We start from the raw sequence: 12,873 nt of genomic DNA, 5'->3' as shown, positions 1-12,873 counted from the left end.
GGCCCTACTCTCCCGACGGCTGGGCTAAGCCGCCAGCGCTGCTTTGACCGCCGCCGACACCTGACCCATGTCCGCCTTGCCGGCGAGCCTGGCTTTCACCGCACCCATGACCTTGCCCATGTCGCCGGGCCCCGAGGCACCGAGTTCGGTGACGATGGCCTTGACCTCGGCGGCGACTTCATCAGCGCTCAGGCGGGCCGGCAGATAGGCCTGCAGCACCAGCAGCTCTGCGGCCTCCTTGTCGGCCAGGTCTTTGCGTTCGGCCTTCTCGAAGGCTTCGATGGAGTCCTTGCGCTGCTTGATCAGCTTGTCAACGATGGCGACCACGGCCGCGTCGTCAAGCACCACGCGCTCATCGACTTCTCTTTGCTTGAGGGCCGCCAGCAGCAGGCGGATGGTGCCCAAGCGCTCGCTGTCCTTGGCGCGCATGGCGGTTTTCATGTCTTCGGTGATCTGGTCTTTGAGGGACATGGTGTTCTCCATCAGTCGGTAGGGGGTAAAAAGGCAAAAAGCCCGCAGAGCGTCCTCGTGCGGGCTTTTTTGCCAGAAGGCGCGTACTGATTTAGTACAGCTTCTTGGGCAGTTGCATCGAGCGGATACGCTTGTAGTTGCGCTTGACGGCGGCAGCCTTCTTGCGCTTGCGCTCGGCAGTTGGCTTTTCGTAAAACTCGCGGGCGCGCAGGTCGGTCAGCAGGCCGAGTTTTTCGATGGTGCGCTTGAAACGGCGCAGAGCCACGTCGAAGGGCTCGTTATCTTTTACACGAATGGTCGTCATTGATGAAGTGATCCAAAAATTTTGCGTCCTTAGTGATCTGATCAGAATCAGGCCAGACGCGGGTTTGCCAGCAAAGCCTGAGATTATAGCACCCCCACGGTCGTTCACGGCGTGTAACTCCCTGCCCCCAGAGGGAGCCGCAGCGCCTGCGGCCCGGCAGAGCCGGTTTCGCGGCCGTGGCTGGTTGGCCCCCACGTTCGCTCACTTCGTGTAGCTCTCTGCCCCCCAAGGGGGCGCTGCCCTTGCAGGGCGCCGCGCTGCCAGAGGCAGCGCATCTGGCGTCTGTCCATGCCCGCTCAAGCGGGCTCGGAGCCGCAGCCGCCAGCCTGCCGGCCGGCAGAGCCGGATCCGCGGCCCCTGCTGGTCAACGCGGGGAGGGGTGGGGGGATGTGTTGTTGTGTTTTAGCGCCAAGGCTTCGGCGCAGGCATGGGCACTGGCCCAGGCCCACTGGAAGTTGTAGCCGCCGAGCCAGCCGGTCACGTCGACGACTTCTCCGATGAAATACAGGCCTTGCTGCCTGGATTCCATGGTCTGGGACGACAAATCGCGGGTATCGACGCCACCCAGCGTGACTTCGGCCTTTTTGTAGCCCTCGGTGCCCGTTGGTATCAGCTGCCAGTCCTGCAGGCGCTCGGCCAGTGCGGTCAGGGCCTTGTCGGTGGCCTCGCTGACGGGTTTTTGCCAGGCGGGGTCGCGGCTTGCCCAGGCGTCGGCCAGGCGGCTGGGCACCAGCGTAGCCAGCTCGTTGGCGATCAGTTTTTTCGAGCTGGCCTTGGCGCGCAGCAGCAGGGTGGGCAGGTCCACGCCGGGTGCGAGATTGATGCGTACCGGCTGGCCTTCGCGCCAGAAGCTCGATATCTGCAGCACCGCAGGCCCGCTCAGGCCGCGGTGCGTGAACAGCAGGTCTTCGGCGAAGACCACGGCTTTTTTGCGCTGCTTGGGCGTGGCGTCCGGCGTACCGGTTTCGATCAGCACCGGCAGCGCCAGACCGGAAAGCTGGGCGTAGGGCGCCCAGGCCTCGCCGTCGAAGGTCAGCGGCACCAGCGCGGCACGCGGCTCGACCAGTCGAAGGCCGAACTGCTTGGCGATGCGGTAGCCAAAATCGGTCGCTCCGATCTTGGGAATCGACAGCCCGCCGGTGGCAATGACCACTTGCGGCACTTCGATCAACCCCCGGTCGCTCTCGATTTGATAGCTGCTTGCGCTTGTCTTGTCTGGGCTGGATGCCTGTTTGATGCTTGAAACCCGGCAGGGCTGCCAGCGTGTGACACCGCCAGCATCACATTCGGCCAGCAGCATGTTGATCACGTCCTCCGCCGAGCGGTCGCAAAACAGCTGGCCTTTGTGTTTTTCGTGGAAAGGGATCTGGTAACGCTGCAGCAGGGTGATGAAGTCCTGCGGCGTGTAGCGCGACAGGGCCGAGCGGCAGAAATGCGGGTTCTCGCCGACGAAGTTGGCCGGCGTGGTGTCACGGTTGGTGAAGTTGCAGCGGCCACCGCCCGAGATGCGGATTTTTTCGGCCACTTTTTCGCTGTGGTCCAGCAGCAGCACCTTGAGTCCGCGCTGGCCAGCCAGGCCCGCACAAAACAGGCCGGCAGCACCTGCGCCTATGACTACTACGTCGTATTTTTCAGTCAAATCGGCCTCTGACCCATGACTGGCGTCCGTGAACAGCTATCAAAATTGGAGCAAGTTTGGGCTGTAGCAAGCTCACCCTTTCCAGGTAAAAGGAAACTTGAACTGCCTGACAAACCCGTTCGGCACGTAGTCGCCGAGTACCCCGTAATGTTCGGGCCATAACTTGCTGCTTTTGACGGCCGTGCCGAACAGGTGGTCAAGAAACGCGAAGTGTGCGGCGTAATTACGGTCCAGCGCGTCCTGGTCCTGGCTGTGGTGCCAGTGGTGAAAGTTGGGCGTGACGATGACGTAACGCAGGGGGCCCAGGTGCACGCTGACGTTGGCATGGTTGAACACCGCCTGGAAGCCGACGATGACGATGTAGGCGTCAATCACTTCCTTGGAGAACCCCAGCACGTAAATGGGCGCCAGAACCAGCGTGCGGGTGATCAGTACTTCGACGATGTGCTGGCGGGAGCCGGCCAGCCAGTCCATGCTTTTGACACTGTGGTGTACCGCGTGCAGGCGCCACAACATCGGTACCTGGTGGTAGGCGCGGTGTGTCCAGTACTGCGCCAGGTCGGCAACCAGCACGATGAGTAACACCGCCGCCCAAAAAGGCAGGTTTTGCACCCAGCCGCGAATGCCGTCGTGGGCCGCCCAGCCAAAGATGCGATGGACCAGTAGATTGGTGGCCAGCAGCATGAAGCCCACAATCATGTGGTTGACGATGAAGTGGTGAAAGTCGGTCTGCCATTCCGCGCGGAAGACTGCTTGCTCCTTGCGCAGTGCAAACAGCTTTTCAATGAAGATGAAGATCAGCGAGGAGCCCAGCAGGTCCAGGATGAACCAGTCCAGGCCTATGTAGGGCGTGTTGTTGGCAAAGTCGGTGACCGGCACCTTGTGCCCGCCCAGCAGCGCGGCACCCGCTACCAGCAGAAAGGCGGCGCCAGACAACCAACGCGAGCGGTTGAAGATGATATTGACCAGGGACATGCCGCCGGCGATCACCAGTGCCGAGAACATGAGCATGCGAATGATGTCCACGTTGTAGCTCTGGCGCAATTGGGGAGTTGTCAGGTACTCAGGGAAGTGAAAGGCCAGCACGCCGAGAAAACACAGGATGCCCAGGCTCAGGGCAATCACGCCGCTGATCAGGCCGCGGCCCCGGCGCAGGGCGCCGTGGCTTTCTGTCAGTTCATTGAGCTTCTCAAGCATGGCTCATGCTCCCGTGGCCGTTGTTTTACCTCGGGAGTGTAGCCTTGGCGCCCGCGTCTGGGCGATCAGGCGGTCTTGAATTGCGCCGGGTGCTCTGTGGCTGCCGCGATGCCGCTGACCACATCGCCCACCACGATGACCGACGGGCTGGCCAGGACGGAATCGCTGATCGCCTGGGCCAGCTCGCCCAGTGTGGTGGCGATGTGGCGCTGGTTCGCCAGCGTGGCGTTCTGGATCACAGCCACTGGTGTGGTCGCGGGCAGGCCGGTCAGCAATTCGTTCTGGATGCGGCCGGCGCCACTGACACCCATGTAGATCACCAGCGTCAGTTTGGCTTTGAAAGCGGTTTCGGCCAGCATGCGCCAGTCGGTGCCTTCGTCGCCTGGTTTGGCGTGGCCGGTGACAAACACCACGCCGTGGGCATGCTGGCGATGTGTCAGCGGCACGCCCAGCGAGGTGACGGCCGCCAGGCCCGCAGTGATACCGTTGACGACGGTCACTTCAATGCCGGCGGCCTGCAGGTGCTCGACCTCCTCGCCGCCGCGCCCGAATATGAAGGGGTCACCGCCCTTGAGGCGCACCACATTTTCGCCTTCGCGCACGGCCATGATCATGAGTTTTTCGATGAACTCCTGCGGTGTGGATTTGCAGCCGCCGCGTTTACCGACGTGGACAATGCGCGCGCCGGGTTTTGCAAAGGCAACAATTTCGTCGCTGACCAGGTCGTCCACCAGCAACACGGTGGCGGTCTGTATGGCCTTGAGCGCCTTGAGCGTGAGCAGCTCCGGGTCGCCTGGGCCTGCGCCGACCAGGGTGCAATGGCCGCGTGAAGAAGAGTGCTTGCTGCTTGTCATAGTTGGGATGTCAATTGCAAGATATGTTCCACCTGCCGGGCGATCGATGCAGGTACGGCGTGCGAGCCCGACATCACCGCGCGGATATAGGCGGCGGTGCTGTCGCTGTCGATGGCGGTGGGCAGGTCCGGCACACTGGCCAGCGTGCCGGGCTGGAATTCCTGCAACAGCGTGCGCTGGCCGCCGATGAAAGCTTCCATCTGCGGCGTGCGGCGTGCATCGGCCACCACCTCGCCTTCGGTGCCGCGCAGCAGCAGGGCGTTGGCTGCGATCAGTTCAAAGGTCTGGCCCATGGAGATCGCGTATTCCGGGTGCGTGTAGCTGCTGACCACCAGCGCCTGGCCCAGGCAGGGGTTCATGATCTTGACCAGGCTGTGTGCCGGGTTGCGCAGGCCAACCGCGCGCCGCACGTCCAGCAGGCGCTTGAGGCCGGGGCACAGCAGTTCTGTGGGGGCAAACACCACTTCGCCATTCGCTATTGATTTAATAGCTGTTTGCGCATGTATATCAAGGGCTGCAAGCACATTCGATGTAAAAATCCGGCTGGACTCGGTGGCTGTGCCATGCACCAGTACCGGCAAACCCTCACGCGCGAGCAGCAGTGCCAGCAGTGGCGTCAGCACTGGCAGCTTGCGCGCGCCGTTGTAGCTGGGCAGCACCACGGTGGGCCTGTCACTGGCCGGAAAGCGCTGCATGCGCTGATAAGTGGCGTCCAGAAAACCCGCCATCTCTTCGGGAGTTTCGCCCTTGATACGCATGGCCAGGCAAAAGCCGCCAATCTCCAGGTCGGTCACGCTGCCATCGAGCACCTGGCCGAACAGGTCGGCGGCCTGCTCGCGCGTAAGTGGCCGGGCGCCGTCTTTGCCGCGGCCTATGACCTTGATGTACTGGGCGATGGACATGCGTGATTGTCGGCGAAGGCAGATAACTTTTCGTTATGAGCTTAAGCGCGATGTGTCAGGCGAGCACCTTGATGGGAATCACATTGCGCCCGCCCGGATTGCCGCCGCCTGGCGGGAGGGCCAGGGCGGCACTGCGGATGAGGCGTTTGATCTCGGGGACACATGAGCCGCAATTGGTGCCGCATTTGAGTTTGTCCTGCAGGGCAAGCAGGCGCTCGTCATCGCTGGCGAGCAGGCCCGCGCCGCCGGGCTCGTTCACGATCGCGCGCAGGCCGGCCGCGATCTGTTCGTCACTGACGCTGAAACAACTGCACACCGGTTTGCCGCGCGGCATCATTGCACCGGGGGCTTTGGCACCGGGCAGCAACAGCAGGCGGCCATAGGCCTGTGCGGGCAGTTCGTCCTGCAGCAAGGCCTTGATCCAGGCCTGCGCGCTGACATCGCCAGCGAGCACAAAGCCGGCCAGTTCAGCCTGCTCGCCTTTGCGCACCAGCCGCGCCGCGCGGTGCTGGCCTTTTTTGGCGTCGGCATAACGCAGCACATCGGCACCGTCAAGCCCGAGGATGGCCTCGATGTTTTTCAGCATGGCGGCTGGCGCAGCTTCAAAAGCCGCAGCACGAAACAGCACGCCGGTGCGTTGGCGCCCGGCCTCACCGAGCGGCACCTCGTTGGCAAAAGGCACACAACTGCTGAAGGCAAAGGCGGCCATCAGCGGCTTGAGTTGTTCCCGCGCGGCAAGGGCCTGACCCTCAGGCAGCCAGGCCATGGCCAGCAGCGACCAGGGCAGTTCAGCCTTGAGGATTTTGACGGCAGCGTGTTTGAGTTCGGGTTGCTTCGAACTCGGGCAATAGGCCGAGGTGGTCAGCGCGTTGACGCCGGCCAGCCGCTCGCCGCTGGCAGAGAGGCCGCTCAGATACTCTTCGCCCCAGTGCATGGCCATGAAGGCCTGGCTCACTGCCACTTCCGGTGAAGCCTGCAGTGGTACCACGATGGAGCCGCGCTTGGAGGTCACGTGCACCAGGTCGCCGTCTTTCAGCAGGCGTCGCGCCATGTCCTGCGCGTTCATCTGGATCGACGGTTCTGCCACATGGCCAAACAGCCGACCCAGCGTACCGGTGCGGCTCATGCCGTGCCACTGGTCGCGCAGGCGGCCGGTGGTCAGCGAGAAGGGGAAACGCGATTCGCGTGGTTCGGCCACCGGTTTGTAGACGGTGTTGACGAAGCGCGCCTTGCCGTCTTCGGTCGGGAAGATGCCGTCTTCGTAGAGCCGGACCTTGCCGCTGGCTTCACCTTCCTTGAGCGGCCACTGCTGCGGCGCGGCTTCGAGCATGGCGTAACTCATGCCGGTGATGTCGAGGTCGCGCCCGCGTGTCGATTCACGGTGTTCGTTCCAGATGCTTTCCACAGCGACGATTTCGTCGGCGACTGGCCACGGAAACAGCGTGCTGATTTTTTGCACCGGCAAAAGTTTTTCAAGCCGCTGCGCAAACGCCACCGCAATCGACCAGTCGTGACGTGTTTCACCCGGTGCGGCCACGGCGGGCCGGACGCGGCTGATACGACGCTCGCTGTTGGTCACGGTGCCGGTTTTTTCGCCCCAGGTGGTGGCCGGCAGCAGCAGGTCGGCGTAGTCGCAGGTGGAGGGCGTGGCAAAGGCTTCCTGCACCACCACCAGTTCGGCGCGCTGCAGGGCCCGCCGCACGGTGGCCTGGTCGGGCATGGACTGGGCCGGATTGGTGCAGGCGATCCACAGCGCCTTGATCTCTCCATCGGCTGCGGCCTGAAACATTTCGACGGCGGTTTTTCCGGGTTTTTCCGGAACGGAGGGGATGCCCCACAGCGCAGCCACTTCGGCACGGTGTTGGGGGTTGGCCATGTCGCGGTGCGCGCTCAGCAGATTCGCCAGACCACCCACTTCGCGACCGCCCATGGCATTGGGCTGGCCGGTCAGCGAGAAAGGCCCGGCGCCGGGCTTGCCGATCTGTGCGGTGGCCAGGTGCAGATTGATGAGCGCCGCATTTTTTGCGGTGCCACTGCTGGACTGGTTCAGGCCCTGGCAATACAGGCTCAGCGTCGCGGCGGAAGTGGCAAACAGTCTGGCGGCCGTGAACAGGTCTTCCTTTCTGATACCGCAGGTGTCCGCGACCAAGTCGGGCGTGTAGTCGCGCACCGTGGTTTTCAGCGCATCAAAGCCGTTGGTGTGTTCAGCGATCCAGGCCGGCTGGGTCCAGCCTTCCCACAGCATGATGTGCAGCATGCCGTTGAACAGCGATACATCGGTACCCGGCTGAATCGGCAGATACAGATCCGCAATGCCGGCCGTGTCGGTACGGCGCGGGTCGCAGAAGATGATCTTCATCGCCGGGTTGGCGGCCTTGGCATCCTCGATGCGCCGGAAAAGAATCGGGTGCGCGTAGGCCGTGTTGCTGCCAACGATGAAGATGCATTGCGCGTGGTTCACGTCGTCGTAGCAACTGGGTGGTGCATCGGCGCCCAGCGTTTGTTTGTAGCCCGCCACCGCGCTGCTCATGCACAGGCGCGAGTTGGTGTCGACGTTGTTGGTGCCTATCAGGCCCTTGGCCAGTTTGTTGAAGACGTAATAGTCCTCGGTCAGCAGCTGGCCAGAAATGTAGAAACCGACGGCGACCGGTCCGTGGTCGCGGATGATCTGCGCAAACTTCTCACTGGCAAAGTCCAGCGCACTGTCCCAGCTTGTGCGTAGCGGTAAACCGCCGCGCTGCGTGCGCTGCATCGGGTGCAGCAGCCGGGTCTGGCGCGTGACGGCATGGGACGCGGTCAGGTGCAAGGTCGAGCCCTTGGTGCACAGCCGTCCGAAATTGGCCGGATGGTCCGGATCGCCGCGCACGCCGGTGATCTGGTCGGCCTCGGACTCAATAACCACGCCACAGCCTACCCCACAGTACGGGCAGGTAGATTTGGTTTCGCGAGTCATCACGCAGTGTGCGGAGCCTGCACGTCGAAAGTCTGGTCACCCAACGCGCCGGTCGAGGCACAGGGACCTGCGCGCGGCGCCGCCAGGTCCAGGGCGAGCGTGGCCAGCTCGGCCGGGTCAAGCATGACCTGCCCGTCATCGACCTTGCAGGCAAACTTTGGTGTGCAACCTTCATCGGCGCCCTGGGCACAGCCGTCGGCCAGGCCTATGGTCCAGTTGTGCAGCGGGCAGGCCACGCTGGTGCCGAACACGATGCCCTGCGACAGCGGACCGCCCTTGTGCGGGCAGCGGTCCAGCAACGCGAACACCTGGTCTTCGGCGTTGCGGAAAACGGCCACGTCCACACCTTGCGCCCTGGCCACGCGGCGCGAGCCGAGCACCGGGATGTCTTCCACCCGGCAAATTACCGTCCATTCATTGGTTTTCATGCTGCCTGCCCCGCGCTTTCCAGTTTTGTGAACTGCCGGGTATCGACCGCCGCTTCCTTCAGTTCAAACCACGGGTCGGGCTCACCATCGAGCGCAAACTGCAGCCGCTCCCACAAGGCCTTGCGGCCTTCGTGGTCTTCAAGTATTTTTTTCTTCACATAGTCGAGGCCGACGCGGTTCACGTAGTGCACTGTGCGCTCCAGGTACCAGCCTTCCTGGCGGTACAGCTCGCAAAATGCGCCGGTGTACTCGAGGACTTCGGCGGCGGTCTTGAGTTTGGTGAAGAAGTGCGCGACTTCGGTCTTGATGCCACCGTTGCCAGCGATATACATCTCCCAGCCGGAATCGACACCAATGATGCCCACGTCCTTGATGCCCGATTCGGCGCAGTTGCGCGGGCAACCCGACACCGCGAACTTGACCTTGTGCGGCGCGTACATGCGCCACATCGCGCGCTCCAGGTCCTTGCCCATCTGGGTGCTGTCCTGGGTGCCCATACGGCACCATTCGCTGCCGACACAGGTTTTTACCGTACGCAGCGCCTTGGCGTAGGCGTGGCCCGAAGGCATGCCGATGTCTTTCCAGACATTGACCAGGTCTTCCTTTTTCACGCCGAGCAAATCGATCCGTTGGCCACCGGTGACCTTGACCGTCGGGATCTTGTATTTATCCACCGCATCGGCGATGCGGCGCAGCTCGCTGGCTGTGGTTTCGCCGCCCCACATGCGCGGTATCACGCTGTAGGTGCCGTCTTTCTGGATGTTGGCGTGGCTGCGTTCATTGATGTAGCGGCTTTGCGGGTCGTCCTTGGCCTCCTTGGGCCAGGTGCTGATCAGGTAGTAGTTGACGGCCGGGCGGCAGCTGGCGCAGCCATTGGGCGTCTTCCAGTCCATGAATTTGAAGGTATCCGTAATCGTCATCAATTTATTGCTGCGGATGGCATCACGCACCGCCTGGTGCCCATGGTCGGTGCAGCTGCACATGGCCTTGAGTTTGGGGGTGGCCGAGTAGTCGCCGCCGGCGGTGAACATCAGGATCTGCTCGACCAGCCCGGTGCATGAGCCGCAGCCGCCGCTGGCCTTGGTGTGTTTGCGCACCTCATCGAGCGTGAACAGACCTTTTTCGCGAATCGCCTTGACGATGGTGCCCTTGCACACGCCGTTGCAGCCGCATACTTCGGCGTCGTCAGCCATCGTGGCTGCCTTGTTCTGACCTTCATGGCCGGCGTCGCCTAGATTCGATTCGCCGAACATCAGTTTGTCGCGGATGCCCGCCACGCTGCGGCCATCGCGCAGCAGTTTGAAGTAATAGCTGCCGTCCACCGTATCGCCGTACAGGCAGGCGCCGATCAGCTTGTCGTCTTTGAGCACCAGTTTTTTATAGACGCCGCCGAACGGGTCGCTCATGACAATTTCTTCCGTACCCTCGCCACCCATGAATTCACCGGCGCTGAAAAGGTCGATGCCGGTGACCTTGAGCTTGGTAGAGGTCAGCGAGCCCGTGTAGCGCCCAATGCCGAACTGCGCGAGGTGATTCGCTGCCACCTTGGCCTGCTCGAACAGCGGTGCCACCAGGCCGTAGGCAATTCCGCGGTGTGCCGCGCATTCGCCGACCGAGTAGATACGGGCGTCGGTGACGGTCTGCATGGTGTCGTTGACGACGATGCCCTTGTTGCAATGCAGGCGCATTTTTTCGGCCAGCTCGGTATTCGGGCGTATGCCCACGGCCATCACGACCAGGTCGGTCGGCAGCTCGGTGCCGTCCTTGAATTTGATGGCGCTGACCCGGCCGTCCGGGCCGGCCACCAGCTCCTGGGTCTGCGCGCCCATCAGGAATTTCAGGCCCCGGTCTTCCAGCGACTTCTGCAGCAGCTTGCCGGCCACGCTGTCGAGCTGGCGCTCCATCAGCGTGGGCATGACGTGCACCACGCTCACATCCATGCCGCGCAGCATCAGGCCGTTGGCAGCTTCCAGGCCCAGCAGACCGCCGCCTATGACCACGGCATTTTTGTACCGTACCGAGGCGTCAATCATCGCGTTGGTGTCGGCAATGTCGCGGTAGGCGATCACGCCTTGCAGGTCCTTGCCGGGAATCGGCAGGATGAAAGGGTTGGAGCCTGTGCACATCAGCAGGCGGTCGTATTCCTCTTCAGTGCCATCGTCGGCCCGTACGATGCGTCTGATGCGGTCCACTTCAACGACCTTCTTGCCGGCGTGCAGCGTGATGTGGTTGTCCTTGTACCAATCCCAGCTGTTGAGCACGATCTCGTCGAGGGTCTGTTCGCCCGCCAGCACCGGGCTGAGCAGAATGCGGTTGTAGTTGGGATGGGGCTCTGCGCCGAAAACGGTGATGTCGTAGAGATCGGGCGCGACCTTGAGCAGCTCCTCGATGGTACGAACGCCGGCCATGCCGTTGCCGACCATCACCAGTTTTGATTTTTTCATCGGGTCACTCCAGATTGGTTCAGGGGAGTCATCGCAAGCGCCATGCCACGGCTGCGCGCCGGGGCAGCGCCGCCGGTCAGGGCCCGCAGTCCCGATAGGCTTTGAAAAATTGAGGTAGAAATCATGATGCTCTCTCCTGTTGAACAGGGGCCGGTCGTCTGACCGATATGAGGCACACCATTACGCACGTCGTTATGCGCAGAACCCGCAGTGCTTTCGCTAAGGTTGGGCGCTCCGTTACGCCCATGCATGACTACGCAAAAGTTGTGCCATATCATGGTTCGGGTCGCGGGTGCTATCGTCCCGGCCAGCCGCATGGCGTGCGACTTGCGTTCCCTGCAGACAGCTTTCCCTCTTAAAACCTGATTTTTATGACCTCCGCACTGGTAATTTTGAATGGCCCCAGCAGCCCGCATGCACTTGCGGCCGATCTCGAAGCGGTGGGCATCGAGGTCCTGGGTACCTTGCAAGGATGCAGCAAACTGGTGCAGGAGGTGCTGCGCCAAAGCCCCGACGTGGTGATCTGCGATGACCCGGTTCCCGGCGAGGAGATTTTCAAGGCGCTTGGGCTTGTTGGCGAGACCTCGCCGCGCCCGCTGATTGTTTTCAGCACCGACGCGGATGCCGGCAGGATTGCACGCGCCGTGCAGGCAGGTGTGCATGCCTATGTGGTCAATGGTTACGCCCGGCAGCGCCTGAGGCCACTCATTCATTTGGCGCAGGCGCGTTTCTCACGCGAACAGGGACTGCGCGAGGAAATGCGGGATGTCGCCAGCCGTCTTGAAGAACGCAAGGTGGTGGACCGTGCCAAGGGAATTTTGATGCGGGCCAGAGAGGTGTCCGACGATGATGCCTTCAAGATGCTGCGCACGGCCTCGATGCACAGCAACCAGCGGCTGGGCCAGGTGTCGGAGCACATCATTCATTCGGCGCGTTTTGCCGAAGATGTGAACCGCTCCGGCCAGTTGCGCATGTTGTCCCAGCGCCTGGTCAAACTGGCCTTGCTGCAACTGGGCGGCACGCTACCCGCGCAGGTGCCAGTGTGGCTGAAAGACTCGGTCATGCGCATTGATGCCAACCTTGCCGCGCTGGGAAAAAACCTCTCCCAGCCTACCTTTGGCGACCTGCTGGCGCAGATTCAGCGCACCTGGTCACAACTCAAACCGATGCTGCAGGGTGCCACCGCGGCCGGCCCCATGTCGCAGCTGGACGCGCTGGCGGGGCAGTTGCTCCAGCAAGCTGAAAGCCTGACCGGCAGCCTGGAAAGCGCAGGCGCCATGCCGCCGCTGCAGGTGCTCAACCTGGCCGGGCGCCAGCGCATGCTGAGCCAGCGTTTTGCGAAGTACGCGCTGGTCGGCATGCTGGGCGCGCGAGCCGGCATGGCGCCAGATGCGCAGGGCCTGGCGCAAACCCGCATCGCCTTTGACGAGGCGCTGGGCTACCTCAACACCATCCCGCTGAGCAGCAAGGAAATTCGCGCGCTGCTCGACACTGCTGCCGTGAGCTGGGCGCAGATGCTGGCTGGCACTGCGCCTGGGGCGGCTGACCTTGAGCGAGTGGCCACCGCCAGTGAAGATCTGCTTGATGTGTTCGACAAGCTGTCCGTGCACTACGGTCGCAGCATGCAGATGCTGGTCGGCTGAGGGCGATTGCTGCGATGCACCATTTCCGGGCGCAAGAA

The 12,873-nt window shown here is 62.6% G+C and carries 10 protein-coding genes; 1 reads left to right on the top strand and 9 read right to left on the bottom strand.

The annotated features are described in order from the left end of the window. Nucleotides 1-24: 24 nt before the first annotated feature. The 9 genes from Q8L50_RS02135 to nirB all read right to left on the bottom strand — a co-directional run bounded on the left by Q8L50_RS02135 (nt 25) and on the right by nirB (nt 11,192). Entirely contained in the window at nt 25-471 is a 447-nt protein-coding gene (locus tag Q8L50_RS02135; RefSeq protein ID WP_305346994.1) for a GatB/YqeY domain-containing protein, read from the bottom strand. A gap of 91 nt (nt 472-562) precedes the next feature. Next, nucleotides 563-775, bottom strand: coding sequence for a 30S ribosomal protein S21 (rpsU, locus tag Q8L50_RS02130; protein ID WP_007872347.1), 213 nt, complete (start codon nt 773-775; stop codon nt 563-565). A gap of 364 nt (nt 776-1,139) precedes the next feature. Next, nucleotides 1,140-2,414 (bottom strand): NAD(P)/FAD-dependent oxidoreductase, encoded by a 1,275-nt coding sequence (locus tag Q8L50_RS02125; protein ID WP_305346993.1) that lies wholly within the window; start codon nt 2,412-2,414, stop codon nt 1,140-1,142. A gap of 72 nt (nt 2,415-2,486) precedes the next feature. Next, nucleotides 2,487-3,611, bottom strand: a complete 1,125-nt coding sequence (locus Q8L50_RS02120; protein ID WP_305346992.1) for a sterol desaturase family protein — start codon at nt 3,609-3,611, stop codon at nt 2,487-2,489. A gap of 65 nt (nt 3,612-3,676) precedes the next feature. Beyond that, nucleotides 3,677-4,465: a uroporphyrinogen-III C-methyltransferase gene (cobA, locus tag Q8L50_RS02115; protein ID WP_305346991.1), complete on the bottom strand. Its 789-nt coding sequence runs from the start codon at nt 4,463-4,465 to the stop codon at nt 3,677-3,679. Next, a complete protein-coding gene (gene ybiB / locus Q8L50_RS02110; protein WP_305346990.1) occupies nt 4,462-5,367 on the bottom strand; it encodes a DNA-binding protein YbiB in 906 nt (301 codons plus the stop codon). Before ybiB ends, cobA begins: the two co-directional genes overlap by 4 nt. A gap of 55 nt (nt 5,368-5,422) precedes the next feature. Beyond that, entirely contained in the window at nt 5,423-8,320 is a 2,898-nt protein-coding gene (locus tag Q8L50_RS02105; protein ID WP_305346989.1) for a nitrate reductase, read from the bottom strand. Next, complete coding sequence (gene nirD, locus Q8L50_RS02100) at nt 8,320-8,748, bottom strand: nitrite reductase small subunit NirD (protein ID WP_305346988.1); 429 nt, start codon at nt 8,746-8,748, stop codon at nt 8,320-8,322. Before nirD ends, Q8L50_RS02105 begins: the two co-directional genes overlap by 1 nt. Continuing rightward, nucleotides 8,745-11,192, bottom strand: coding sequence for a nitrite reductase large subunit NirB (nirB, locus tag Q8L50_RS02095; protein ID WP_305346987.1), 2,448 nt, complete (start codon nt 11,190-11,192; stop codon nt 8,745-8,747). Before nirB ends, nirD begins: the two co-directional genes overlap by 4 nt. Before the next feature lie 371 nt (nt 11,193-11,563). Here nirB and Q8L50_RS02090 point away from each other — a divergent pair, with 371 nt between their 5' ends. After that, on the top strand, nt 11,564-12,835 hold the full coding sequence (locus Q8L50_RS02090) for an ANTAR domain-containing protein (protein WP_305346986.1): 1,272 nt from the start codon (nt 11,564-11,566) through the stop codon (nt 12,833-12,835). The last annotated feature ends 38 nt before the right edge of the window (nt 12,836-12,873 follow it).

This window comes from Polaromonas sp., from assembly GCF_030680935.1.
Classification (GTDB): domain Bacteria; phylum Pseudomonadota; class Gammaproteobacteria; order Burkholderiales; family Burkholderiaceae_C; genus Polaromonas.
This window is presented reverse-complemented; position numbering and strand designations above follow the sequence as displayed.

What these genes read in the sequence shown, in the direction of transcription:
- Q8L50_RS02135 (WP_305346994.1), bottom strand. Translation starts at nt 471, where the DNA reads ATGTCCCTCAAAGACCAGATCACCGAAGACATGAAAACCGCCATGCGC.
- rpsU (WP_007872347.1), bottom strand. Translation starts at nt 775, where the DNA reads ATGACGACCATTCGTGTAAAAGATAACGAGCCCTTCGACGTGGCTCTG.
- Q8L50_RS02120 (WP_305346992.1), bottom strand. Translation starts at nt 3,611, where the DNA reads ATGCTTGAGAAGCTCAATGAACTGACAGAAAGCCACGGCGCCCTGCGC.
- cobA (WP_305346991.1), bottom strand. Translation starts at nt 4,465, where the DNA reads ATGACAAGCAGCAAGCACTCTTCTTCACGCGGCCATTGCACCCTGGTC.
- ybiB (WP_305346990.1), bottom strand. Translation starts at nt 5,367, where the DNA reads ATGTCCATCGCCCAGTACATCAAGGTCATAGGCCGCGGCAAAGACGGC.
- Q8L50_RS02105 (WP_305346989.1), bottom strand. Translation starts at nt 8,320, where the DNA reads ATGACTCGCGAAACCAAATCTACCTGCCCGTACTGTGGGGTAGGCTGT.
- nirD (WP_305346988.1), bottom strand. Translation starts at nt 8,748, where the DNA reads ATGAAAACCAATGAATGGACGGTAATTTGCCGGGTGGAAGACATCCCG.
- nirB (WP_305346987.1), bottom strand. Translation starts at nt 11,192, where the DNA reads ATGAAAAAATCAAAACTGGTGATGGTCGGCAACGGCATGGCCGGCGTT.
- Q8L50_RS02090 (WP_305346986.1), top strand. Translation starts at nt 11,564, where the DNA reads ATGACCTCCGCACTGGTAATTTTGAATGGCCCCAGCAGCCCGCATGCA.